Source organism: Variovorax boronicumulans, from assembly GCF_040544675.1.
GTDB classification, from domain to species: domain Bacteria; phylum Pseudomonadota; class Gammaproteobacteria; order Burkholderiales; family Burkholderiaceae_C; genus Variovorax; species Variovorax boronicumulans_D.
The window spans coordinates 1-23,521 of the sequence record NZ_JBEPKK010000009.1 but is presented as its reverse complement, the minus strand read 5'-3'; the positions used below and the strand labels follow the sequence as shown (position 1 = coordinate 23,521).

General features: G+C 64.1%; 27 protein-coding genes and 1 pseudogene. 12 read left to right on the top strand and 16 right to left on the bottom strand.

Annotation, left to right across the window (positions count from 1 at the left end):
• Nucleotides 1-76: 76 nt before the first annotated feature.
• The 6 genes from ABIC90_RS16765 to ABIC90_RS16740 form a co-directional block, all read right to left on the bottom strand.
• Entirely contained in the window at nt 77-1,402 is a 1,326-nt protein-coding gene (locus tag ABIC90_RS16765) for a hypothetical protein (RefSeq protein ID WP_354355856.1), read from the bottom strand.
• Nucleotides 1,399-2,469, bottom strand: a complete 1,071-nt coding sequence (locus ABIC90_RS16760) for a hypothetical protein (RefSeq protein ID WP_354355854.1) — start codon at nt 2,467-2,469, stop codon at nt 1,399-1,401. The genes ABIC90_RS16765 and ABIC90_RS16760 overlap by 4 nt, the downstream gene beginning before the upstream one ends.
• Nucleotides 2,469-5,123: a type VI secretion system Vgr family protein gene (locus ABIC90_RS16755; protein WP_354355852.1), complete on the bottom strand. Its 2,655-nt coding sequence runs from the start codon at nt 5,121-5,123 to the stop codon at nt 2,469-2,471. The genes ABIC90_RS16760 and ABIC90_RS16755 overlap by 1 nt, the downstream gene beginning before the upstream one ends.
• Before the next feature lie 214 nt (nt 5,124-5,337).
• Nucleotides 5,338-5,544 carry a YbdD/YjiX family protein gene (locus ABIC90_RS16750; RefSeq protein WP_093058085.1) on the bottom strand — a complete coding sequence of 69 codons (207 nt, stop codon included), beginning with the start codon at nt 5,542-5,544 and terminating at the stop codon, nt 5,338-5,340.
• 12 nt (nt 5,545-5,556) lie between these two features.
• The gene (locus ABIC90_RS16745) at nt 5,557-7,629 is read right to left on the bottom strand and encodes a carbon starvation CstA family protein (RefSeq protein WP_354355850.1); all 2,073 of its coding nucleotides are present in this window, start codon (nt 7,627-7,629) and stop codon (nt 5,557-5,559) included.
• Between the two features lie 245 nt (nt 7,630-7,874).
• A complete protein-coding gene (locus tag ABIC90_RS16740) occupies nt 7,875-8,399 on the bottom strand; it encodes a C40 family peptidase (RefSeq protein ID WP_436318219.1) in 525 nt (174 codons plus the stop codon).
• 196 nt (nt 8,400-8,595) lie between these two features.
• Between ABIC90_RS16740 and ABIC90_RS16735 the strand changes: the two genes are divergently transcribed.
• The 4 genes from ABIC90_RS16735 (at nt 8,596) to ABIC90_RS16720 (ending at nt 11,699) form a co-directional block, all read left to right on the top strand.
• Nucleotides 8,596-9,159 carry a DUF2059 domain-containing protein gene (locus ABIC90_RS16735; protein ID WP_354355846.1) on the top strand — a complete coding sequence of 188 codons (564 nt, stop codon included), beginning with the start codon at nt 8,596-8,598 and terminating at the stop codon, nt 9,157-9,159.
• A gap of 23 nt (nt 9,160-9,182) precedes the next feature.
• A complete protein-coding gene (locus tag ABIC90_RS16730; protein ID WP_354355844.1) occupies nt 9,183-9,743 on the top strand; it encodes a hypothetical protein in 561 nt (186 codons plus the stop codon).
• Nucleotides 9,740-10,945, top strand: a complete 1,206-nt coding sequence (locus tag ABIC90_RS16725) for a PrsW family intramembrane metalloprotease (RefSeq protein ID WP_354355842.1) — start codon at nt 9,740-9,742, stop codon at nt 10,943-10,945. The genes ABIC90_RS16730 and ABIC90_RS16725 overlap by 4 nt, the downstream gene beginning before the upstream one ends.
• A 139-nt stretch (nt 10,946-11,084) precedes the next feature.
• The gene (locus tag ABIC90_RS16720; RefSeq protein ID WP_354355840.1) at nt 11,085-11,699 is read left to right on the top strand and encodes a DUF4329 domain-containing protein; all 615 of its coding nucleotides are present in this window, start codon (nt 11,085-11,087) and stop codon (nt 11,697-11,699) included.
• Here the strand turns inward: ABIC90_RS16720 and ABIC90_RS16715 are convergent.
• A complete protein-coding gene (locus ABIC90_RS16715; protein WP_354355838.1) occupies nt 11,696-11,980 on the bottom strand; it encodes a hypothetical protein in 285 nt (94 codons plus the stop codon). The genes ABIC90_RS16720 and ABIC90_RS16715 overlap by 4 nt on opposite strands.
• Nucleotides 11,981-12,010: 30 nt before the next feature.
• Nucleotides 12,011-12,340 (bottom strand): 1-deoxy-D-xylulose-5-phosphate synthase, encoded by a 330-nt coding sequence (locus ABIC90_RS16710; RefSeq protein WP_354355836.1) that lies wholly within the window; start codon nt 12,338-12,340, stop codon nt 12,011-12,013.
• Nucleotides 12,341-12,506: 166 nt separating this feature from the next.
• Between ABIC90_RS16710 and ABIC90_RS16705 the strand changes: the two genes are divergently transcribed.
• From ABIC90_RS16705 to ABIC90_RS16695, 3 genes are read left to right on the top strand one after another with little or no spacing between them, the layout of a single operon-like run.
• Nucleotides 12,507-13,556, top strand: a complete 1,050-nt coding sequence (locus ABIC90_RS16705) for a L,D-transpeptidase family protein (RefSeq protein WP_354355834.1) — start codon at nt 12,507-12,509, stop codon at nt 13,554-13,556.
• Between the two features lie 17 nt (nt 13,557-13,573).
• Nucleotides 13,574-14,122, top strand: coding sequence for a M23 family metallopeptidase (locus tag ABIC90_RS16700; protein WP_354355832.1), 549 nt, complete (start codon nt 13,574-13,576; stop codon nt 14,120-14,122).
• Nucleotides 14,123-14,145: 23 nt separating this feature from the next.
• Nucleotides 14,146-14,943, top strand: a complete 798-nt coding sequence (locus ABIC90_RS16695) for an extensin-like domain-containing protein (protein ID WP_354355830.1) — start codon at nt 14,146-14,148, stop codon at nt 14,941-14,943.
• A 24-nt stretch (nt 14,944-14,967) separates the two neighbouring features.
• On the opposite strand, the gene ABIC90_RS16690 is transcribed toward ABIC90_RS16695, so the two are convergent.
• Nucleotides 14,968-15,897 (bottom strand): LysR family transcriptional regulator, encoded by a 930-nt coding sequence (locus ABIC90_RS16690; RefSeq protein WP_354355828.1) that lies wholly within the window; start codon nt 15,895-15,897, stop codon nt 14,968-14,970.
• A gap of 115 nt (nt 15,898-16,012) precedes the next feature.
• Between ABIC90_RS16690 and ABIC90_RS16685 the strand changes: the two genes are divergently transcribed.
• From ABIC90_RS16685 to map, 3 genes are all read left to right on the top strand, one after another.
• The gene (locus tag ABIC90_RS16685; RefSeq protein ID WP_354355826.1) at nt 16,013-16,408 is read left to right on the top strand and encodes a RidA family protein; all 396 of its coding nucleotides are present in this window, start codon (nt 16,013-16,015) and stop codon (nt 16,406-16,408) included.
• Between the two features lie 88 nt (nt 16,409-16,496).
• A complete protein-coding gene (locus tag ABIC90_RS16680) occupies nt 16,497-16,769 on the top strand; it encodes a ParD-like family protein (RefSeq protein WP_354355824.1) in 273 nt (90 codons plus the stop codon).
• Entirely contained in the window at nt 16,769-17,560 is a 792-nt protein-coding gene (map, locus tag ABIC90_RS16675) for a type I methionyl aminopeptidase (protein ID WP_354355822.1), read from the top strand. Before ABIC90_RS16680 ends, map begins: the two co-directional genes overlap by 1 nt.
• A gap of 30 nt (nt 17,561-17,590) precedes the next feature.
• On the opposite strand, the gene ABIC90_RS16670 is transcribed toward map, so the two are convergent.
• Together ABIC90_RS16670 and ABIC90_RS16665 are read right to left on the bottom strand one after the other, a co-directional pair.
• Nucleotides 17,591-17,947 carry a hypothetical protein gene (locus tag ABIC90_RS16670; RefSeq protein ID WP_354355820.1) on the bottom strand — a complete coding sequence of 119 codons (357 nt, stop codon included), beginning with the start codon at nt 17,945-17,947 and terminating at the stop codon, nt 17,591-17,593.
• Nucleotides 17,948-18,017: 70 nt separating this feature from the next.
• Nucleotides 18,018-19,130, bottom strand: coding sequence for an SMP-30/gluconolactonase/LRE family protein (locus ABIC90_RS16665; RefSeq protein WP_354355818.1), 1,113 nt, complete (start codon nt 19,128-19,130; stop codon nt 18,018-18,020).
• A gap of 95 nt (nt 19,131-19,225) precedes the next feature.
• Here ABIC90_RS16665 and ABIC90_RS16660 point away from each other — a divergent pair, with 95 nt between their 5' ends.
• Nucleotides 19,226-19,519, top strand: coding sequence for an excalibur calcium-binding domain-containing protein (locus ABIC90_RS16660; RefSeq protein ID WP_354355816.1), 294 nt, complete (start codon nt 19,226-19,228; stop codon nt 19,517-19,519).
• Nucleotides 19,520-19,545: 26 nt separating this feature from the next.
• Here the strand turns inward: ABIC90_RS16660 and ABIC90_RS16655 are convergent, their stop codons facing one another.
• The 5 genes and pseudogenes from ABIC90_RS16655 to ABIC90_RS16635 form a co-directional block, all read right to left on the bottom strand.
• Nucleotides 19,546-20,121: a nucleotidyltransferase family protein gene (locus ABIC90_RS16655; protein WP_354356255.1), complete on the bottom strand. Its 576-nt coding sequence runs from the start codon at nt 20,119-20,121 to the stop codon at nt 19,546-19,548.
• A 78-nt stretch (nt 20,122-20,199) separates the two neighbouring features.
• Nucleotides 20,200-20,898, bottom strand: a pseudogene (locus ABIC90_RS16650) (alpha/beta fold hydrolase); the annotation flags it as partial.
• 176 nt (nt 20,899-21,074) lie between these two features.
• Complete coding sequence (locus tag ABIC90_RS16645) at nt 21,075-21,476, bottom strand: hypothetical protein (RefSeq protein ID WP_354355814.1); 402 nt, start codon at nt 21,474-21,476, stop codon at nt 21,075-21,077.
• 71 nt (nt 21,477-21,547) lie between these two features.
• On the bottom strand, nt 21,548-21,847 hold the full coding sequence (locus ABIC90_RS16640; RefSeq protein WP_354355812.1) for a hypothetical protein: 300 nt from the start codon (nt 21,845-21,847) through the stop codon (nt 21,548-21,550).
• 86 nt (nt 21,848-21,933) lie between these two features.
• Nucleotides 21,934-22,566 (bottom strand): DUF938 domain-containing protein, encoded by a 633-nt coding sequence (locus ABIC90_RS16635; protein WP_354355810.1) that lies wholly within the window; start codon nt 22,564-22,566, stop codon nt 21,934-21,936.
• Nucleotides 22,567-22,866: 300 nt separating this feature from the next.
• Between ABIC90_RS16635 and ABIC90_RS16630 the strand changes: the two genes are divergently transcribed.
• Nucleotides 22,867-23,376 carry a DUF1993 domain-containing protein gene (locus ABIC90_RS16630; protein ID WP_354355808.1) on the top strand — a complete coding sequence of 170 codons (510 nt, stop codon included), beginning with the start codon at nt 22,867-22,869 and terminating at the stop codon, nt 23,374-23,376.
• The last annotated feature ends 145 nt before the right edge of the window (nt 23,377-23,521 follow it).

The window sequence follows — 23,521 nt, the reverse complement described above, 5'->3', positions numbered from 1 at the left end:
GGCAGGCTATCACCCGCGTTCCGCGCGGGTCAAGTGAACATCGGATGGGCGAAACACCAGGCGCAACTGCGCTCCATCATTTGCCGGCCTCGTCATCGCCTGCCGGCTGCCAGTAGGTGTCGCCGAAGGAACTGCCCTCAATGATTGGCATGACGTCGCCCTTCTCGAAGTAGCGCCGGCTCTGCGATTGCGCGAGGGTGAACCACCAGCCAGCCTTTGGGCAGGGCTCGCCGCCAGGGACGTAGGACTCTCGTTCCGATGGATTCTTGCCCTTGCCGCCTTCATCGAGCGCAGGCTTGGGGCGCTGTTCCGCGCTGGGCCAATCGCTGTCCTCGTCGAACCGGCGCATCCAACGCAGCGAACTTTCGTAGCCGAACCGTGGGTTGGGATCGCCGTCCCACGGATCGAGCGTGTTGAGGTTCAACTCGTCGCAGCGAACCGGGCGTATCAGACGGTTGGCCTTGACCAGTACATCGGGCACGCCGTCTTCCACCGGATACAGGTCGAGATCGCCCAACTCGATCCACAGACCATTCGCACCCTCGGGGTTGAGTGCGTCCCGTGGGTAGGGAACTGCAGTGATCTTGATGCGCGGGTCGGCCAGTTCGACACGAATCTGGTGCTCGGGCTTGCCCAGCTTGCGTTGCCATACCGGCGAAAGCATGAAGCACCAGGTGGGCGGGCGCAAGCCAGCGCCGAGTCGAGCTGGATTGACGTACCCATCTTCGTCATCATTGGCATGAAAGCCCATATTCGACGGGTGATCAATGTCAAGCCCATAGAAATAGTCAGAACAGATGCGCTCCAACACATCGGATTCATAGCCCCCCATTACCCCGAGCCCGCCGTTGCCGACCTCATAGCCCATGTATGCCTGCTCAGGTCGCAGCGACTTGATGCAATCAAGTACGAAATCGCGCCACCGCGCCTGATTGCCGTCCTCGTACCAGTCGTAGCAGAAGATCAGCTTGAGCGTGCTGTAGCCCATTTGAGGCACGTGACAAACGCGCGCTGCATACGACCACAACGGTGAAGCATCAGGCGATTCCATGTCTGTCGCCATCAGATAGAAAGTCTCGAACTCCTTCTCATGATGCGCCGCCTCGACTCGCAGATCCGCCGGGAACCGACTGTCCCCTGAGTTGAGCCACACCTGGGTCCGCGATTTGAATACCTTCTTGATCGGCTCATCGATGAGTTGGCCAAACCGTTCCCAGACGGTGATGAACTTGTCTGCCAACACCATATAGGCATCTGGCCGGTGGTAGACGTAGAAGGTCACATACGGGCAGATGCCTAACTCTCGACCAGGGTAGCCATAGAACCATTGCGGAGCAATCTTGCTCTCGCGGATGAACTTCTCGATCTCCTCAGGTTGGAGAAACAGTTCCGCTGTGCTCATTGAATGCCTCGTTTTCTGCCGTGTCGCGATCTGACGCTGGGTTTCTCTGATTTTTGCTGCGCGGGCTCTTCCTTCTTGTTGTGCTCGTCTGTTTTCTCAGGCTCGTTTTTCCCATGTACCGCGACGTCCTCTGGGTATCGAAACAGCGCCAGCCGGCCGCCCGAACTGACGGGTTTTCCTTGGAATGTGATGGGCGCGCGGCCTGTTTTGACTTTGGCCGCTCTTTCAAGCAGAAACTTGTATGCCTCGAACTGCTTCACCTCAATTCGATCCCCAGGAAACTTGATCTCCACAATTGCAAAGATGTTGCCCTTGTCGGGCCGCTGATGACGGTACTCGGAGATCATCAAGTCCGCCGAGATGCTCCCTCTGCGGTACTGGAACGGGGTTGGGTAGAACGGATTGATCTTGCCCAACCGCTTGAGCTTGGTGGCTCCTTCCACGGGATGATCCTCGAACCCGGGCACAGGCCCGAAGTTGACCTCGCATTTCAGAGGACTTGCCCAGTTCAGGCACTCGTCCACGAACTCGAACAACAGGTTGACCGCCAGTTGCTTCAGCCTGATCACCAAGAATTCTTCAAGCTCCACATCGGTCAACTCCTCGACCGACAGCGCCAACAACTCTTCGAGGATCTTGCGTTTGGCCTTGGGCAGGTCTTTGATCGAAACGCCCTTCTTTCGCCGGAGGCTCAGAACGGGCATGCGGTCGGCGGCGGCGCATACCTGGCTGATCGCATCGCGAAAGGGGATCTTCTGTTCGATGGCCGCATTGATGGTGGCATCCGTGGCACCCCGACCCGCAGCCTTGCGAGTGTTCTGCCCCTGAGGATCGGCGGCCTCCAGTGCCAGCAGGATCGCGACCTCTTCCTTGTCCTCGATCTTCCTGGCAATTTCGTCCTGGACGCTCTGGATGACTTTGCGCACCTCCTCCTTGGCCTTGCCGATGTCCTTGTTGTATTTCTGGACACCTTCATACAGGTCTTCAGCCAACACCCCCAATTCATGGACCGTGATGGCAATAGCAGTCAGTTCGATGATGCCCCAGGCGATGGCAGGCAAGGGCATTACGCGACCTCGCCTTCAGGCGTACTGCCCGGCGTCGGCGTGCTGCGGGTTTCGGCCTCTCGCGCCTTGGCGTCGAGCGCCGACGACCAGTTCTCGGTCACGCGCTCGCTCTCGCGCATGATGGACTTGTAGCCCTTCAGTCCGATCGACATCTCGCTGTTGACCATGCGCGTCTGCCCCGCCTTGGAGGTATCGCCGCTCTCCATCAGCTCGTGCTGACGATCATGAATTTCGTAGGCGTAGCCTTCGAAGGGGCGGTTGTCGGTTTTGAAGAGTTGATAGTCGGCCTTGTACGGCCCGAGGTCCAGATTGGGAAACCGCAGGTCCATCGGCGGAACCGGCAAGCTCTTCGGCCCCACCATCGAATGCGTGGCCGCATGCTCACGCCAGATTCCATTGGTACCGCTCTCGATGCCGCCGGAATTCCAGCGTGTGTAGCTCGAACCGCCGTTGACCACCACTTCTTCCGTGGCGGTGATCGCGATTCGATTCGCCTCCATCTTGATGTTCAGTTTCGCGACCACATTGACGGCATTCTTCAGGGCCGTGATATCGATGTCCGAGTTCGCAGCCGTCAACCTCATGCCTGTCTTGTGGGCAACCATGCGCACTGCGTTTTTGGCAGATACCAGCAAGCTCTTGCCCGCCGCAAAACTGATGTGCGCGCCACTCGTGAGCGCTGTGTGATCGCCGCTTGCGACGTGCGTCGAACCCTGTGCTGTTGCCTGTATTCCGGCGGGGCTTGCCAGTGTCAGATGCGGTTCCTGAAACTCCGGGAATACGCCTTGCCCCTTGTTGCCGCCCTGCCCCTCGATGTCGTCGCCCTGCTCCTTCAGCGCCTTGGCTACCCCGTCCTGATCGCCAGCCTCTTGCGCCTTGGCTTCCTGGGCAGCTCGCGACATGCCCTCGTGCAGGGCGCGGGCCTGTGCGAGGCGCGCGACGGTCTCGCGCATGTCGGTGACATGCGCCTGTGCGTTGGGTCGAGGCTCGGTGCTGACCAGCAGGCCCTTGGCGGCGCGCACCGCGCCATGTCCGTCCGTGCGCAGTTCGAAGCCCTGGCCGCGCAAGTCCTTGCGGCCCGCCGTGTCTTCGATGCGCGCGATGTGCCCGAGGCTCAGGCTGCTGCTCTGGTGGTCGCTCTTGAGCTGGGCTTGTATCTTGCCGCCCAGGTCATCGAGCACCATGTGGTTGCTGCGTCCGCCGCCCAGCTCGCGGCTGCGGATGCCCGAGAAATGCTTCTGGTCGGGCAACTGCCACGCCGGCATTTCGTCGGCGTTGTGGACGCGCCCGGTGACGATCGGAAAATCCGGATCGCCGTTCAGGAAATCGACAATCACTTCCTGCCCGATGCGCGGCAACGCAGTGCCACCGAAGGTCGCCCCGGCCCAGGCCGTGGACACGCGCACCCAGCAACTGGCGTTTTCGTTGTGTTCGCCGAGCCGGTCCCAATGAAACTGCACCTTCACCCGTCCGTAGGCGTCGGTCCAGATCTCCTCGCCGGACGGACCGACCACCATGGCGGTCTGCGGGCCGCGCGTGCGCGGCTTGGGCGTGGTGCGCCTCGGACGCCATGCATAGGTCGTGGGTTGCGCGTCGAAGGCAAACTGCTGGACCGAACCCTGTTCCGTGCGAACCGCACCGTTGCGATCCGAGCCTTCGCTGGCTTCCAGGTTCTCCTGCAGGTTGTAGGCCACGCCGAGCAGCAGGTATTGCCGGTTCTGGTCCGCTCGTGGATGGCCGCCCAGCCGGATCGTGTGGCCGGGGGCCAGCTCGCGCAGGTTGGCGCGCCCCTTGGCGCGGCTGCGCTCGCTCAACTGCTCTTCGTTGCGGATGCGTGCATCGGTCTCGCCGTCGCCATGCTGGAGATGGTCGCCGGGCCATTCGTACAGTTCGTGATCGTCGTGGTCGTGCCCGGGCGGCAATTGCCGCAGGCTGGCGAGGTCGGCCTTTGGGTGCTCGAAATCGTAGTTGTCGCGGTAGTGGTGACCCGAGCGCACCTCTTCGGACAGTTCCCATTCATGCACGCGCTCGCTGGACTCCAGGCCGCCGGTCATGCCGGATCGCTCGTGGGGGTGGTAGCGCACGGTCTCGCCACCGGGCAGCGGTCCGTGCGACATGGCAATGTCGTCGGCAAACACAAGCACGTGCTGCTCGGCTTCGTGGCGAAAGTAGAAATAGATGCCTTCGTGCTCGCACAGGCGAGACGTGAACGAAAAATCGTCCTCGTCGTATTGAACGCAGTAGCTCCAGGTGCGATAGCCGCGGCTGAGCTTCTGCTCCATCGGGTAGCCGTAGCGCCCCAGCACGACCGCGATGATTTCGGGGACCGTCTGATCCTGGAACACCCTGAAATCGGAACGGCGGGTGGCCAGCCACAGCCACGGGCGCAGCCGCATCTTGTAGAAGGACCGGCGGGCATCTTCTTGCGACAGACCGAAACTCGTGACGATGCCGGCGAGGTATCGAGTGCCGGTTTCGGTTTGCACCGCCACGCGGGCGGTCTTGCCCAGCAAAGCCTTGGGATCGATGGCATTGGTATTGCCGATCAGATCCAGATCGAAGACGTAGGACTCGCTGAGGGCTTCACGACCGACCAGGCGGTGGAACTTCAGCGCATCGCCAAGCGGCGTTGTGATCTCAACGCGCCGCTTCATCGCGCAAGGCGGGTGCGCGAACGCGCACCGTTGAGGATGGACATGGGACTCCCTGCAGGGGCCACCGCTCGGGGCGAGGGCAGGCTCTGCCTGATTATGGAAGCGCCTGCACCCACTCCGAAAGCACCCGAAAGTAGCATCCGCGCAAGGCGCGTTCGGCCACGGTGCTGCTCGCGCTGCCCAACCGATGATCGGCGCCCCGATCAAACGTCCGCTAGCAGCACCGCCCCTTCCCCGCCCCGTACCGCGCCTCCAGCCGCTCCCTGAAGAACGCCTCGTAGCTCATCGGCGGCCGGTCCGGGTGCGTGGCCGCCATATGGGTCAGGTACGCGTCGTAGTCGGGCAGCCCGACCATCAGCCGCAGCGACTGCTTGAGCGAGCGGGCGAAGTAGCGCCCGGCTTCCGGCAATGCGAGACCCATGGCCGCGCTCGTTCAGTGCGCCGCCACCGATGCGCCGGCGGCAGGCTCGAACGGCGTCTCGTGCGTGGTCGGCCGGTTGGCCGCGCGCGCCGCGATGCACGCCTTGATGCTGTAGACCAGCACGCTCAGCACCACGAACATGAAGAGCGCGCACAGCGCCGCATCGAGGCGGTCGTTGAAGACGATGCGCGACATCGCCTCGGGCGTCTTCGCGGGCGCCACCAGCACGCCGTTGGCCAGGCCTTCGGTGTACTTGGCGGCATGCGAAAGGAATCCGATCTTCGGATCGGCCGAGAAGATCTTCTGCCAGCCCGCCGTGAGCGTGCAGGCCAGAAGCCACGCGGCCGGCGCAATGGCCACCCACGCGTAGCGCTCGCGCTTCATGCGAAACAGCACCACCACGCCCAGCAGCAAGGCCACGGCCGCGAGCATCTGGTTGGAGATGCCGAAGAGCGGCCACAGCGTGTTGATGCCGCCCAGCGGATCGACCACGCCCTGATAGAGAAAGTAGCCCCAGGCCGCCACGCACAGCGCGGTGGCGATCAGGTTGGCCGGCAGCGAATCGGTGCGCTTGAGCGCGGGCACGAAGCTGCCCAGCAAATCCTGCAGCATGAAGCGGCCCGCGCGGGTGCCGGCGTCCACCGCCGTGAGGATGAACAGCGCCTCGAACAGAATCGCGAAGTGGTACCAGAAGGCCATCATGGCCTGCCCGCCGATCACCTGGTGGAGGATGTGGGCCATGCCCACGGCCAGCGTCGGCGCGCCGCCTGCGCGGCCGAGGATGGTGGTTTCGCCCACGTCCTTGGCGGTTTGAATCAGCATCTCGGGCGTGATCACGAAGCCCCAGCTCGAGATGGTCGCCGCCGCCTGCTGCGCGGTGCTGCCCACCAGCGCGGCCGGGCTGTTCATCGCGAAGTAGATGCCCGGCTCGATGCACGATGCGGCCACCAGCGCCATCACCGCCACGAACGATTCGGCCAGCATGCCGCCGTAGCCGATGAAGCGCGCATGGCGCTCGTTGTCCAGCATCTTGGGCGTGGTGCCCGAGGAGATGAGCGCATGAAAGCCCGACACCGCGCCGCAGGCGATGGTGATGAAGAGAAACGGGAACAGGCTGCCCGACCACACCGGCCCGCCGCCCTGCGCAAACTGCGTGATCGCCGGCATCTGTAGGGTCGGCATCACGAACACGATGCCGATGGCCAGCGCGATGATGGTGCCGATCTTCAGGAAGGTCGAAAGATAGTCGCGCGGCGCGAGCAGCAGCCACACCGGCAGGCTCGCGGCGACAAAACCGTAGCCCACCAGCATCCAGGTGAGCGCCTTGCCGTCGAAGGTGAAGAGCGGCGCCCACTCGGGGCTCTGGCTCACGGCCTGGCCGCCGAAGATGGCGAGCATCAGCAGCACAAAGCCGATCAGCGACACCTCGCCGATGCGCCCCGGGCGGATGTAGCGCAAGTAGATGCCCATGAACAGCGCCACCGGCACCGTGGCTGCCACCGTGAAGGTGCCCCACGGCGACTCGGCCAGCGCCTTCACCACGATCAGCGCCAGCACCGCGAGGATGATGATCATGATCATGAAGGTGCCGAAGAGCGCGATCATCCCGGGCACCACGCCCATCTCCTGCTTGACCAGGTCGCCCAGCGAGCGGCCGTCGCGCCGCGTGGAGATGAAAAGAATGATGAAGTCCTGCACCGCCCCGGCGAACACCACGCCCGCCAGGATCCACAAGAGGCCGGGCAGGTAGCCCATCTGCGCGGCGAGCACCGGGCCCACCAGCGGACCAGCGCCCGCGATGGCCGCGAAGTGATGGCCGAACAGCACGTTCTTGTCGGTCGGCACGTAGTCCAGGCCGTCGTTGTGGCGGTGCGCGGGCGTCTTGCGGTTGCCGTCCAGCTCCAGCACCTTGTCGGCGATGAACAGGCTGTAGTAGCGGTAGGCGATCAGGTAGGTGCAGATCGCGGCGGCCACCACCCAGAGGGCGTTGACGCTTTCACCACGGGTCAGGGCGACGGTGCCGAGCGCGAATGCGCCGACCACGGCCACGACCAGCCACACCAGATGGCGTCGGATGCTGTGCATGCGGATGTCTCCTAGATATTGGAGTCGAGGAGTCTTGCCGCGCGGGCGCGTTTTGCCATCCGTCGGACCGCGTGGGCGGGGTGCGTGGCACTGCGTAATGGATAACCCTGGGGAAACCCGGGTACTTCGAACGCCCGCCCGCCGCTCAACGCCAGCGGGCCTGGACGCACAAGGCGCGCCGGGCTCGCCCCTTTCACCCTTCCAAGCTTGATCCGCTCGATGCGCTCAGAGGGCAACCGAAGCGTTCAGGGCCGCCGCGCCTGCATCGGCTGGCGCGACCAGTACACGCCGTCCAGCCGGTCGAGCCGCACCTCGCCGCCGGTCGACGGCGCATGCACGAATCGGTTGTCGCCCACGTAGATGCCCGCGTGCGTGGACGCACCGAAGATCACGAGGTCGCCCGTGCGAAGGTCCGACACCGGCACCGGCCGCCCGAAGCTGGCCATGCGCGACACCGTGCGCGGCGGCACCTGCCCCAGGCTGCTGCGGTAGACATAGCCGATGAGCCCGCTGCAATCGAAGCCGCCGTCAGGCGTGTTGCCGCCGTAGCGGTATGGCGTGCCGACGAGGCCGAGCGCATGGATCGCGATGCTGTTTGATTGTTCGGCGCTCAGCGGCGGAATGCTGGAGACGGATGGCCGCTGCGGCGCAGGCGGACTCGCGCAACCCACCATCAGCAGGAAGACGCCCATCGGAAGCAATCGGAACAGCGGCATGCGGGAACGTTGCAAACGTAGAAAACGTGGCGTTGGCACGGTGGTGTCGGGCATGTTGGGAAGACAGGTCTTGTGGACGTGGGCCGACTTTAGCGGCTCGACGGATGCGCCTCGCCGCAAGTCTTTCGCGGCTCGGGATGCTCTGGCCGAAGCGAAGCAAAAAAGCGGTCGTAGACTTGAGTTGCACGGCATCTGTATCGACAGATAGCTCGCTCACGGCGTGTCTTCATCAAGTAAAAACCAGCCCCTCATGCAATCGCTCTCCAAGCTTCTTGTCCCCCTCTGTCTTGCATTGACCATTTTTTCACCAGTGGCCTCAGAGGCTGCCGGATCAGACCGAAAAGCGGCGCTTGCGACGCAGTTGACGGAACTCATGCAGGTTGAGCGTAGTGCGTCCGAATATCTCGCTGAATGCAGCAAGCCACAAGGCTCGCCTTTCGACCCAAAACGCATCTTCTCCGTCGAGCCGGGATACTTTGGAGGCATCTCCCCGCAATCGGCCTATTGGCCAGAGGTGGTCGAGCTGTATGCCAGGTATCAATCCAGGGCATGCCACTCGGTCTCCGCAGCAAAGTTCGCCGCCTTCTTTGCAGCGCAGTACGAGAACAAGCTGTCGGAGGAGGAACTCGATGCTGCTGTGAGTTTCTTTTCTTCGTCTGCCGGCCGCCGATACAACGCAGCCTCTGTTGAAGCCAACCTCGCCCTTCAGACATACCTGACGAAGCAAATGGCGGAAATCGTCTCGGTCGCGTTCAAAGACGTGCAAAGCGACTTGCGGCTCATCTTGGCGAAGTACAAAAAGGATCCAAGATAACCGGCGCAGGCCGTCTTCAATCCATGGTCGAGCCCTCACGCCGCATCCCCTACCGCACCTGGCCAGGCGCGCTCGCGGTGCTCCTGGCCATCGCCGCCTACGTGGGCGGGCTGACCTACTGGAACAACCGCACGCCCGGCAACCGGCCCTTGCCGCCGGGCGAGACGGTGTCCGTGGGCCATGCCCGCTTCGTTCCTGCCGAAGGATGGGAGATGGATGTGGCGCGCTCCAGGGCGGGCCAGTCGTTGATGCTCTTCAAGGGCGGCCACAAGTTCCTGGTGAGCACGCAGCCCTGGGCGGGCGGGCCCGACGGCCCGCTGGTGCGGCAGCAGCGGCTCATGGAGCGCGGCCAGGGCCTCAGCATCGAGGGCGAGGTGTCGGGCTTTGTCACCGCTTGGGGCCTGCAGGGCAAGACCTTCGCGTACTACGGCTCCAAGCTGGCCGGCCGCTTCTGGCAAGTGGTGGACCTGCGGCGCCGGTCGCTGGTGCAGATCGACGTCTACGGCGGCAGCGACGGCCTGAACGAAGCGCTGGCCGATGCGCAGGACATGCTCGATTCCATGGACCTGGAGGCCTCGCCATGAAGCCGCTGGTTTCCGTGTACGACCGGGGCGAATGGCCGCTGGGCACCGACTCCTTCTTCCAGCCCCGGCGCGCGGCCTTCTGGCTGCTGGCGGCGCTGATCCTCAACGGCCTATTCTACATCTTGCACATGTTCTCGATGGGCTTTCGCGTGGTCCCCGTGACCGCGTTGCTGGGCCTCTTGGTGTGGGGCATCTACACGCTGGCTTTTGTGCAGGTGTTTCGCACGCTCGATCTGCTGGAGCAGCACCCGCCCGAGGCCTTCGTGCTGGCCTTTGCATGGGGCGGACTGGGCGCGGTGTACTTCGCCGCGCCGGCGAACATCGCCATTCAGGGCCTGTGCGCCAAGCTGGTGTCGCCGGATTTCGTGGCGGTGTGGGGGCCGGCCATCGCGGGGCCGATCACCGAGGAATTCCTGAAGCTCGCGGGCGTGATTTTGCTGGTGCTGGTGGCGCGCAACCAGTTCCAGACGTATCTCTCGGTGCTGATCGTCGGCGCCATGGCCGGGCTGGGTTTTCAGGTGGTCGAGAACCTGAGCTACACCGTCAACGCATCCATGCACTTTCCGCTGGAGAACCAGGTGTCGCCGGTGCTGCTGAACCTGCTCACGCGAGGTCTCTTGAGCGGCCTCTGGAGCCACGCGGCCTGCACGACCATCGCGTCATTCGGCGTCGCGTGGTTCCTGCTGCATCCGGAGCGATCGATGGCCACGCGCATCGCCTGCGCCCTGCTGTGCTTCGCGCTCGCATGGGCCATGCACTTCATCTGGAACTCGCCGTGGCTGGAAGACCTGTTCGACGGCGGCTATGGCGAGATGGCCGTGATGCTCTTCGTCAAGGGCATTCCCGCGATGCTGGCGGCCGGGCTCTTCTGGCGCGTGGCGGCGCGCGAGAACGGCGCGTACCTCCATTCGCTCGCGGCCTACTTCGTGCCCGAGCGCGAACTGATCCGCGACGACGAATGGGTCCGCCTGGGCGCCCCCATGCAGCGGTACAAGGTGCGCCGTGAAATGGGATGGACCTTCGGCCTGCGCGCAAGGCGCCTGAAGACGCAACTGCAGCGCGAGCAGCTGCGGCTGATCCGCAAGGCGATGACGTACGGGCGAGGGGCGCAGACGCTGCGCCACGAGCTCGCAATCAGACGGCTGCGCGCGGCGCTGGAGCCGCTCGTGCAGGCCCGGCCGGAAGATTCGGCAGGCCGATAGGCGCGCCGGGGTCAGCGATACCGGGCCAGAGCCTCGGCTGGCGAGGTCCTGACCCGGAAATACGCGCCCTCAGGTCTGCCGCCAGACCTATCCAATCCGGCAGATGGTCAATCGCTTCGGCCCTGGTCAGACTTGCGCAATGGCCACCTACGTCTCTCACCCTTTCCCCAAGCCGGACCAGGCCTTCGACACGCAGGAGGCTGCCGCCCGCGCCGCGCTGCAGGCACTGCTGCTGCAGTCGATCAACAGCGGCAACGAGTACGGCGGCATGATCTGCAAGCTCAACACCAAGTACTACGTGGCGCCCTACTTCATCGGCGAGCGCAACAGCGTCGATCCTGGGCATCGACTGCTCAACAAGGGATGCCTGCCCGTCGGTGCCGAAGCCGTGGCCGTCGCCTACTTTCACACGCACCCCAACATGGCGCGCGCGGGCATGACGATGAAGCCCGACGAGTTTTCCGAAGAAGACATCGGCGTCGCGAAATCCTTCGAGATCGACGCCTACATCGGCAGCGTCTCGGGGTTGCTGCTCAAGTACGAGCGCGCGGCGGACAAGACCTACATCGCGGGCAAGTGCCTGAGAAATTCGGACACAGGGCCCGTGCCGAGCTGGAAGGCACTGAAGCGCGAACTCGATCTGAAGTACGAGTTCATGTCGCCGTCCGCACCGGCCAAGCCGCAGTCCAATCCCAAGCCCAGGCCCAAGGTGCCGCAGAGCCACAAGGCGCCGACGATGGCGCCGCTGCGTTAGGGCTTTTGCGTTTCGGCCCGGTCGGCAGCGACTCGCCGGCGAAAAGCAAACCACGCGGCTCCGCCGAACACCAGCACAAAAACGCCCATCGAAAGCGCCTCGGCCCATCCGAGGCCGCTTGTCAACGCGGCCCTGAACATGAGCGCCGGCACGAGTGGAAAAAAGAGCAGCGCCACCGCTGCAGGAATGTGGGGATGCGACGGATGAAGAGCAACGGAGAACGCCGTCATCACGAAGCTCGCCAAAAGGTATGCGAGCAGGAGCTTGAGGGCGATTTTCATGCAGCTGCCTCGGACTTTCGCCTGATCGCCTCAGACTGGCTGCGGTTCGCTCGGTCGCGAAGCGTTCGCTCCACGGAGCGTCGACCAGTATTCGACGCGCACATCGTCATCGATGACGGGCTGAATGTGGGTGGCATAGAGAGCGTCTTTCCCATCTTTGCGTGGGCCTGAAATCCAGTAGTGATCGCCGGTTTCGACCTCGAAGTAATTCGATTTGAAGCCGCTTCCCTTGAGGCTGCGAAACGACTTCCCACCGTAGTAGAGCGTTGCTCCGGACTTGGAGAACGTCACGCGACCGATGCGCGCAGGGCCGGTCAGGCCTCCAGACTTCGCTTCGATGTACATGATGCGGCTCTTCATACGCTTTGCCTTCACGGTGATTTGGCTATCGACGTGCCGTCGCGCGGCGCGCTGCCCGCATTCTGACCTGCCGCACCAAGCGCACGTCGCACAACGGAAGGCAGCGTCAGACTACAGCGCGCGCGCATCGAGGCTCTTAGGGTTCGGGCTTTGACTGGACCGCAGCATGCCGACGATCAACGCACAACACCCAACCACCGGTTCATCGCGCCGCGCGTTCCTGGCCACCTCCTTCGCAACTTGCGCCATCGCAGCGCCTTGGTCCGCATGGGCTGCGAAGAAAAAGCCGACTGAGCAGGATTCATCCACCACCCTGGACAAGCTGAACGCAGCGAGCAGCACGCCCGTTCTGGCGCAAGGCTCCAAGGGTCCCGCTGTGGTGCGCGCGCAGATCCTGCTGGACCGCGTCTGGTTCTCCCCCGGCGAGATCGACGGCGGCTTCGGCGCCAACATGCGGCGCGTGGTGTCCGCCTACCAGGAGGCCAACGGCCTCGCGATCACCGGCAAGGTCGATGCCGCCACCTGGGCGGCGTTGACCGCGGACGCCGCACCGCTCTTCGAGACCTACACGATCACCGAGAAGGACGCCGCGGGCCCGTTCACGCCGACGCCGCGCGACATGGCCGAGCGCGCGAAACTGAAGTCGCTTGACTACGAGAACCTGAAGGAAGCCTTGTCGGAGCGGCATCACATGGCGCCGCGTCTTCTGGCTGACCTGAACAAGGGCTCGGCCTTCAAGGCCGGCGATTCGATCATCGTGGTCGGCGCGACAACCACTGCCGACGCGCGGGTGGTGGCCTCGGCCCGATCGATCCGCATTGCCAAGGCAGACCACATGCTGTTCGTGCTCGACGGCAAGGGGCAGCCGCTTGCCGGCTTTCCCATCAGCATCGGCGGTCCGCTCGATCCGCTGCCGGTGGGCAAGATGAAGATCACGAACGAAGTGAAGAACCCCACGTTCACCTACAACCCCGCCCTCCTGAAAAAAGGCGTGCGGCCCGATGCGCAGAAGGTCGACGTGGCCGCGGGGCCCAACAACCCGGTGGGCAACATCTGGATGGGCCTTTCCAAGCCGCACTGGGGCATTCACGGCACGCCGGCGCCGGAGCGCGTGGGGCACGACGAGACCAACGGCTGCATCCACCTGACCAACTGGAACGCGGCGCGGCTGTCGCAGCTGGCCAAGGCCGGTTTTGCAGTCGAGGTTCGAGCGTAGGAACGCGTGTGACGGCATTGGCCACTCGCGTTCTGGCGGCGTGCGCATCGGGCCTTTGGCTTTGCGCGGCCTGGGGCGTTGCATCGGCGCAGGCCGTCGATACCGCACCGGCCGGCGGCACCGCCCTGCTTGCGGCACGCGCCATCGCGATGCCCATCGCAGGCGTGCAGGGGTCCGTGCTGCAGGACACCTTCACCGACCGGCGCACGGGCGGCTCGCACGAGGCGCTCGACATTCCCGCGCCGCGAGGCACGCCGGTGCGCGCCGTGGACGACGGCAAGCTGGTCAAGCTCTTCACCAGCGTGCCGGGCGGGCTCACGGTCTATCAGTTCGACCCGGCCGGCCGGCTGGCCTACTACTACGCCCACCTCGACCGGTACGCGGACAACATCCGCGAAGGCATGGCGCTGCGAAGGGGCGATGTCATCGGCTATGTGGGCACCACGGGCAACGCGCCGCCCAACGTGCCGCACCTGCACTTCGCCGTGTTCCTGCTCGACGCGGACAAGCGCTGGTGGAAGGGGACGGCGATCAACCCCTATCCGGCGCTGCGGCAGGTGCCCTAGCCTTGGCGCCTTCTGGTGATCCGTTGAGCCCCGCGCCTTCGCGCCGCAAACGCTGGCTTGGCGCCGCGTTCTGCGCCGCGCTTGCGGTGGGCGCATGGGCCGTCATGAGCGGCAGGGTCGAGATTCCGGAGCGCTTCGATCCATGGGCGCCGCTCGACGTCATGGCTCCGCCCGATTGGCTGACGGGCTTCAAGCTCGCGCGCGCACGCAGCGAGCCCACCCGCTGCCTCGACGCGCTTGCCAAGACCGGCATGCGCTACGACCTGTTGCCCGACCGCGTCACCGGCCCCGGCTGCGGCTTCGAGAACGCCGTGAGGCTGCGCGCCGCCGGCGTGCGCCTGGGCACCGCGCCCTCGCTGAGTTGCCCGATGGCGCTGTCGTTCTTCATGTGGGAGCGGCACGCGCTTCAGCCGGCGGCCCGTCAGCACTTCGGGCAATCGGTGGCGAGCATCGAGCACCTCGGCAGCTACGCCTGCCGCAACGTCAACCGCGGCGAAGGCGCCGTGCCCGGTGCGTCGCGCAGCCGGCATGCGACGGCCGATGCACTGGATGTGGCCGGGTTGACATTGGCGGACGGCCGGCGCATCAACGTGCTGCGCGACTGGCTGCAGAGCCCGGCTTCGACAAGCTCAGCCCGAACGGCGGCGGGCGCACAAGCGCCTTCGAGCACCGAGCTCGCCCCAACGCCCGAGGCATTGCTGCTGCGCGATGCGCACCGCGGGGCCTGCCGCTTTTTCGACGGGGTGCTGGGGCCGGACTACAACGCCGCACACCGCGACCATCTTCATCTGGAGACCGGCGGCTACAACATGTGCCGCTAGCCAGCCAGCCAGCCAGCGGCCTCTTCAGCTGCCGAGCTCTTCGACCATCAGATCGATGAAGCGCCTCACACGCGGCTCCAGCAGGCGCCGTGTCGGATAGAGCGCGAGGATCTTCACGTCTCCCGCGTCCAGGCCAGTCAGCACTTGCCGAAGACGGCCCGCGGCCAGGTCGCCGGCCACCAGGAAGTCGGGGAGAAACGCAATGCCGAGCCCCGCCACGGCCGCATCGCGCAAGGCCTCGCCGCTGTCCAGCCGAAGGCGGCTGCGGCCCTGGGCCTTGACCCACGCGCCGTCGTCGCCGCGGAAGCGCCAGCTTTGCCTGTGGTTGCGGCTGCTGAAATAAAGACACGCGTGCGCCGCGAGCGCCTCGAGGTCCGCCGGTTCGCCGCGTTCGGCGATGTAGGCGGGCGAGGCGCACAGCACGGCCTTGTACTTGGCGACCACGCGAGAGACCAGCCCCGTGTCCGCGCCCGTCTCTTGCACGCCGATGCGCACGGCCAGGTCGAAGCCGTCTTCGACGATGTCGGCCACGCGGTCGCTGAAGCTCACTTCGGCCTGAAGCTCGGGCCAGGCCTGCAGGTACTTTGCGAGCAGCGGCAGCACCACGAGCCGGCCGAAGGCATCGGGCACAGTGAGGCGCAGCACACCGCGCGGCGTGCTGCCGGTGCCCGCCACGCTGGCCTCCGCCTCGTCGACCGCCGAGAGAATCTGCAAGCCGCGCTCGTAGAACACACGGCCTTCGTCGGTCAGGCTCAGCGTGCGCGTCGTGCGGTTCAACAGGCGCACGCCGAGCCTGTCTTCCAGGCGCCCCACGGCCTTGCCGGCGGCCGAGCGCGTGAGGCCCATGGCCTGCCCACCGGAGATGAAACTGCCTTCGTCGACGACGGCCATGAAGACCAGGATCTCGTTCAGGTTGGCGCGCAGCATGGGCAGGTAGGTGAGTCGGTCGGTCAATCGATCAGTCGATGGGGATGGTTCGTCGCGTCTGTGTGGAAGCCGTTTCGTCAATGGCCTGACTACAGTCGTTCTCTCATCACCTCCCCGATTCGAAAACGAAAGGAAAGCGCATATGAAACAACAGCCCACCCTCTACAGCCACGGCGTGCCATGGGAAGAGGCCTTCGGCGTCGGCCAAGGGTACAGCGTGAACGGCACCATCTACATCTCGGGGCAGTTTTCGCACGACATGCAAGGCGGCTTCGTCGGCGAGGGCGACATCGCCGCGCAGACGCGGCAGACGCTGGAAAACCTCGACCGCGTGCTGGCAGGCTTCAACGTGACGAAGACCAACCTGGCGGAGCTGGTGATCTACGTGACCGACCCTCAGGCGCATACCGAGGCGCTGGTGCCCGTGTTCAAGGCGTACATCGGCGCGCATCGGCCGGCCGTCACGCTCATCGGGGTGGCGGGGCTGGCGTTTGCGCATCAGCTGATCGAGATCAAGGCCGTGGCGCATACCGACTGATTCGGGCTGGAGCCGCGCAATACACCCGGGCGCCCTCAGGCCATACGAAACGCATATATTCCATATACGTTTCATACAGAGGTTGCCAATGGGTATCGTCAAGATTTCAGACTTGATGCACGAGAACCTGCGCGTTGCGGGTAACGCGCTCAGTAGGTCCATCAATGCGCAGGCAGAGCACTGGATGCGGGTCGGCATGCTGACCGAGATGCATCCCGAGCTGGACTATCGGGACATCTGCCAGATGTTGATACGGGCCGAGCTCGCCGGGGGCCTGGACATCGCCGCCGCTGTCACCACCGGTGCGGCCCGGTCGGCCGGGCCGGCAAAGCCCCGCTCATCGGTCAACGGCAAGCATTGATGGCGCGCAACATCCGCATCAAGTCCGCCGCTGAGATCGAGATGGCGCGGCGCGCCGGCATGCTCGCGGCGGAGGTTCTTGCCATGATCGAGCCCCATGTGGTGCCGGGCGTGAGCACCGAGGCGCTCGACCGCATCTGCCACGACCACATAGTGAACGTGCAGGGCGCCATTCCGGCCAACGTGGGGTATCAGGGCTACCCCAAAACCATCCTCACCTCCGTCAACCAGGTGGTTTGCCACGGCATCCCCTCCCCCGACAAAATCCTGAAAAAAGGCGACATCGTCAACATCGACGTCGCGGTCATCAAGGACGGCTGGTTCGGCGACACCAGCCGCATGTACTTCGTGGGCGAACCCAGTGTGCTGGCCAGGCGCCTGGTGGAGACGACCTACGAAGCCATGCGCGCCGGCATCCGCCAGGTCAGGCCCGGCGCAACGCTCGGCGATATCGGCCATGCCATCCAGTCGGTCGCGCACCGGGAGCATTTCAGCGTGGTGCGCGAGTACTGCGGTCATGGCATCGGGCAGGTCTATCACGAAGACCTGCAGGTGCTGCACTACGGCCAGCGCGGCGAGGGCCTGACGCTGCAAGCGGGCATGGTCTTCACCATCGAGCCGATGCTCAACGCGGGCAAGCGCGACACCCGGCAACTGGCCGACGGCTGGACCGTCGTGACCAAGGACAGGTCGCTCTCCGCGCAGTGGGAACACATGGTGGCGGTCACGCCCGAAGGCCATGAGGTGCTCACCACCTGGCCGGATGGCACGGGCGCCTACGCGCCTGTTTGAGCAGCGGGCGTTCGGCCTGGCGGCAGCGCGCTAAAGCCGGAACCAGATCTTGTACGTCACGTACAACGCATAGCCCAAGCCCAGTACGAGCCACAACATGAAGAACATGTTGGCCCAGTAGTCGCCGGCATTTGCAGCCAGGGTGTAGACCACACCCTGGCAACCTCTGCCAAGGCATGGCACCTCGCCGCGAATCAACGCGCGCATCATGGCAAAGAACAGGTAGCACGCCACGCCGGCGCACATCAGGAATCCCACCGGCCCCACCATGCCTTCCGTGAGTTCGCCGCGCTCATCACGGTAGCCTTTGCGAAGCAATTTCTGCCCGAACTTGTACCAGGCGAAGCCGAGCAGGAGCATCAGGGAGTAGTAAATAAAGCTACGCATGCGATCGATGTCGTTGTGTTCTGGTGGGAGAAAACTGCCTCGGCAGCGGTGTGTATTGTGGCGTGTCGGGCTAACGCTTCAACCACCCCAGGCCCTTCGCATGCAGGCTCTGCACATAGAGCCGGTCGCGCGTCTCCGTGACGGCCGTTGTCTCGGGGTAGGCACCCGTCGCATCCTGCAGGCTCGACAACACCTTGCCTTCTTCGCTGAACGCGACCACATGGCCGTAGGCCTTGGGCACCGGCCACATCGCGCGCGGCAGGCGCATCGTCACGCTGCGCAGAAAAGGCTTGTCGGCCAGCTTGTCGATGGTCGGGTTGCGCGGCTTGACCAGGCCCACCCAGATCTTGCCGTCGAGCCCGCGCATGAGGTTGTCGGGGTAGCCGGGCAGGTTGTCGAGCAGCACACGGGCCTGCGGCGGGTTGCCGGCGGCCGCGGCCACGTCGAGATTGCGCGCGTCCACGCTGAGCTTCCACACGCGGTACTTGCCGGTTTCGGCGACGAACAGGCTTTTTTCGTCGGCACTCAATGCGATGCCGTTCGCGAACGCCAGCCCACGTGCGACCACGCGCGTGGCCTTGGTGGCCGGGTCGTAGGCCAGCACACGGCCCGTGGCCGACTGCTCCAGGATGTCGAGCACGCTGGCCTCGAAGGTGCCGCCCCAGTCGGCCGGCGAGAAACGCGTCGATGCATCGGTGAAATACATCGTGCCGCTGCCGCGCGCCACCACCACGCCGTCGGCATAGCGGATCGGCTGGCCGTCGACCTGGTTGGTGAGCACGGTGATCTGCTTCGAAGGGCTGACCGACAGCAGCCCTTTGATGGCGTCGGCCGCGATGAGATTGCCGCTCGCATCGAAGTCGAAACCGAGCACGCGCCCGCCCGTGTTGACGAACACTTCCTGCGCGGTGCCGTCGGGCTTCATGCGAAGGATGTTGCCGCTCAACACCGTGGTGTAGAGCTTGCCCTCGGGGCCGATGGCGATGTGCTCCGGACCCTCTTCGCGGCCCAGGTCGATCATGTTGAGATGGGCCAGCCCGTCGTTCACCGCGAAGGCGCCGGTGTAGCCGGGGTCGGCGGGCGCGGACCAGACCACGGGCTTGACCGGAACCGGCCACAGCGCGAGATAGGCGACTGCTGCGAGCAGCAGCAGGGCGAGGACGGCGAGGGTTTTCTTCAGCATGAGGAGGTGTGGTGTCAGGGGTTTCCGATTCTGGCCGTTTCCCGATGGCTCGACTAAGCTCGCGCGCACACGCCCGGGGGCGGAGGAGACAGAACATGATGCGACTGATCTTGATCGCGCTGCTGGCGTTCGGCGCCTGGAAAGGCTACGAGCACTACCAGGCGAAGAAGCTGGCGGCCATGGCGCAGGAAGACGCGCCAGCGGCGCTCAACTTTTCCAGCAAGCCGGGCCCTTCGCCTTCAGCGGCGAAATTCTCGTGCGACGGCCGCACGCACTGCTCGCAGATGAGTTCGTGCGCCGAGGCCACCTACTTCCTGAACAACTGCCCGGGCGTGAAGATGGACGGCAACAACGATGGCGTGCCGTGCGAGCAGCAGTGGTGCCGTTGAGAAAACACGATCCATCAAACAACCGTTCAGCGCGGCCCCGCCTCAGCCTGCGAAAGACCGTCTGCCCGAATCTTTAGCCACGGCCATCGCGCGCGATACGACGCGGCTTTCTTGTTGAACAGCTCGCGATGCGGCACGAGCGGGTTCATCGTCAGCAGCCCGTCGTAGAGCATGGAGAGGCCATTCGGCGCGTAGAGCTCGCCCGGCCGAACGCCGACGCATGTCGCCGGAACAAGGAAGCGGTCGATGCCATCGTGGCTGCTGCGCAAAGCTTCGCAGGGATGGCCGAAATACGATTCGTACCAGAGGTGAACGCGCGCCTGGTTCGATGCTTCGACCGTGATGCCGAGGTCGGCCAACGCTGCATCGGCGCGCGCCTGCACGCGGCGCTCGCCTTCGTCGCTCGTGTCGGTGGCATCGAAGTAGAAAAGGTCGTAGTCCTTGATGCCTGCCTCCGGCGCATTGCCGGATCGCAGGTTCCACACCGTCTGAAAGAGGCAGCCGGCGACGAGCCATCCGTCGGGCAAGTCCAGGGCGTGCCATCGCTCGAGGATTGCGCGGTTGTTGCGGTTGGTGAGGATGTCGGTGATGAAGCGTTGCATCGTGGGGAGTCGCAGATGCCTCGGCTTCTCAACTTGCAAGTTGTCGAGGTATCTCCCGAGCACCGAGTTGAACTGCTGGGGTGCCTCGAGTGGCGGCAGATGCGCTGTGCCTGGAAGTACGAAACTCTGAGCCGCAGGTATGCGCTGCGCAAGCAACTTGCATCTCTCTTGCAAGTGCGGCAGGTCAAGGTCGCCCCACAGCACGAGCGTAGGTACCTGGATCGCGTCCATGCGCTCCCATGCCGAAGGCTCCTCGGATGCCACGCCGGGGTGGGTGGCCTGCAAAGCGGTGCCGTTCATCGAAAGAAAGAGTCGGCGAACCTCGCCCTCCACTCGTGCCGGAGGGCTCGAGGGACCATCCAGCCAAAGACGCGCCTGAAGTTCATTCTTTGCATTCAGGTCGCCTAGCGCCGCCGCAGCGCTGATCGCATCCATCAATGCTTTTACCGAATCGCCATGTTGTGCGGGTGGCGCACCACTCACCCCGGGCGCAACGACAACCAAGCCGCTCACCCGGTCCGATCGAGCCAATGCCGCATCGATTGCAACGCGGCCTCCCAAGGAACAGCCGACCAACACCGCCCGGTCGTATCCCAACGCATCCATCACCGCCCAGAGATCGGCCACGCTTGAATGCGTCGTCGAGCACAAGGTGCGCGATTCTCCGAAGCCCCTTCGGTCATAACTTATCAAGGGATGGGTTGTTGCCAACGCGTCCCATTGGCCGTGCCACATGCGTCGGTCTGCGACGTTGGCGTGCAAGAAAAGAATCGGCATCCCAGTTGCGCCTTGGTTTGCCTCGTGCTCCACGGCCAGCAATGCGCCTTGGACTTCAATCCACTTCATTGTTTTCATGGCGATGAAGATACTGATCGCGGTCTTTGGGTGTCAAGGCTGTGTTGACAGGCTTGTTCGACTGCTCATCACTTCATTCGAAAACTGCGTGTCGAATGTCAGAAGCCCGGTGCAGCACGCCAATGCACAGTGTCCGGGTAGGGGCGCGCTTCCTTGAAGCACAGAAAGATTTCCACGACAGCATCCGCCACGAACCACTCGTCGGACTTGAGTGACAGTTCGCCCGCGCCAAACACGAGCAGGGTTCCGTCCGGATAGATCGGGCTCGGCGTGTCGTGGAACGCCCTCTCCCGCTTTCCGGTTGCAGCGTCGAACCGCTCCACCATGCAGGTCGCGCGGCCACCGGCCACTTGGACATAGCTTCCGTCTTCATCGCGCGTCAGCGATACGTACGAGTGCTTTCCCACGCTCCAGAGTGCGCGCACTCTTTGCCGAACTTGTGCATCCGTCGGGGCCAAGAGGTCGGCAAAGTTCTGGCCTTCAAGGCGCATCGTCTTCATGTTGCGAGGCCTCGGAGAAATGCGGTTGATGCCATTGGATGCGGACGACGCCTCACGCGAAATAAAGCACTTCACTCGCCAGCGTTCATGAAAGCCCCAGTGGCCAGCGATTCAAGAAACTCACGCTGCTCCGGCGTCAACAGTCGTCGTGGCGTGTACCCATCGGCGTCCGGTTCTGCAGTGGCTGCGGCCAGCCAGGCCCGAGCTTCCGCCATGACGGCCTGCTGCTCCTCGGGCAAGTACGCGTCGGACATTTCGAAACTGATCCGCTCGATCTCGTCAGCGACAAAGTCTTCGTCGCGAAACGTGTCGTCGGCCAGGAATGTCAAGGCCCAGAGGTATCGGACAACTTCAGCAGCGAGGTTCTTCATAGGTTCGTGTGTGGGTCGAATGGGTTGTTGGGAGCGAAGGCCCGAAACGCAAGCACAGGCGCCGCGTCGGACGCGGCCCGCAGTATTTACTGGAAGCCGAAGACCAACAGCAAGTTGTTCGAAGGCATCGCATGCCGCTCGCGCAACACGAGGCCTGCCCGGCGCGCCTCTGCGGCCACGTCTTCCAGGCGGCGGATGCCCCATGCGGCATTGCGGGCGCGCAAGTCTTCATCGAACGCCTGGTTGCTCGGCGCCGGTGGGACTTCGTCTTCGAAGTACGGACCGTAGGTGGTCAACAACCCGCCAGAACGCAGATGCCGCGCGGCGCCTTGCATCAGGGCCGCGCATGTGGGCCAGGGGGCGATGTGGAGCATGTTGGCGCAGTAGATGGCGTCGAACTTTTGCTCCTCCCCTTCTTCAGCGAACGCGAATCTTTGCGATGGCCATTGAGGTGACATGACATCGAGCAGAAGCGGCGGGTGGAGATTGGTAAGCGCGGCTTCTGCGACTCGGGCTGCGAGCGCGGGAAGCATGCGCGGGTCCGCGTCGGTGGGTTGCCAGGTCCATTGGAGCATCGAGGCGGCGAACCAGGCGGCGTGTTGGCCCGTGCCGGATGCGATCTCCAACACGGTGGCGTGCTGGCCGACGATGCGGGTCAATGCATCGAGGATGGGTTGCTTGTTGCGGTCGGCGGCTGGGCTGTGGGGGAGTTCGGGCATGCTGATTGGCTTGGATGCAGGCGACTGAAGAGTATCGGGGCAAGATGACGCAGGTGCTTGCGCTCATCCGGCGAAGTCGGCATTGCAGCGATCGCGGTCTGTCGTGCGTCTGCAATTGACGTCCCCTTCTTGCCAGTGAACTGCCCTTCAACGCGGCTGCTCCGACTACCAACGGGAAGAGAAGCTAGCCACAAATGCCGGGGCGATTCATGTCGCCCTGTGCTGTTAGCCTTGCATGTTCGGCAGGCCTCTGCCACGCCAACTCCGGCCATCGTGCCAAATTTTAGAAGTGAACTCACCATGACCAGCCCGCTGTACAGCGCCTCCGTTCCCGTCTTGCAGCAGATGCTGCGCGCCCTGTCCGACGTGCTCAAGAAGTCCGAAGACCACGCGACGCAAAAAAACATCGATCCCAATGCGCTGCTGCAGGCGCGGCTCTTCCCTGACATGTTTCCGCTGATACGTCAGGTACAGATCGCCGCAGACTTCTCCAAGGGCATTGCCTCCCGCCTGGCTGGTGCCGAGGTGCCGTCCTGGCCCGACACTGAGGTCAGCTTCGCCGACCTGCAAGCGTTGATCGCCAAAGCTTTGGCCCATATCGGCTCCTTCAAGCCTGAGCAATTTGATTCAAGCGAGAGCCGCGAGATCGTATTGCGCCCCGGCACCCCCAAGGAAAAGAAGCTGACCGCAGGCAAATATCTTCTGCACTATGGACTGCCGCAGTTTTTCTTCCACGTGACCACCACCTATGCCATCTTGCGCCACAACGGTATTGAGATTGGTAAGCGCGACTACATGGGTGCCTACTGACCCAAGACAGACAGGAGTTCATCCGCTCTGGCCACTGCCGCTCGATAGCAACTAGTGTCCTGTCCCGTTAATTCGCCCGCATAGGCGGGTGAGTTTTTCGAGGATCGAATTGGCCGTTGCTGTCCATGTGAACGGCTTGCAGTTC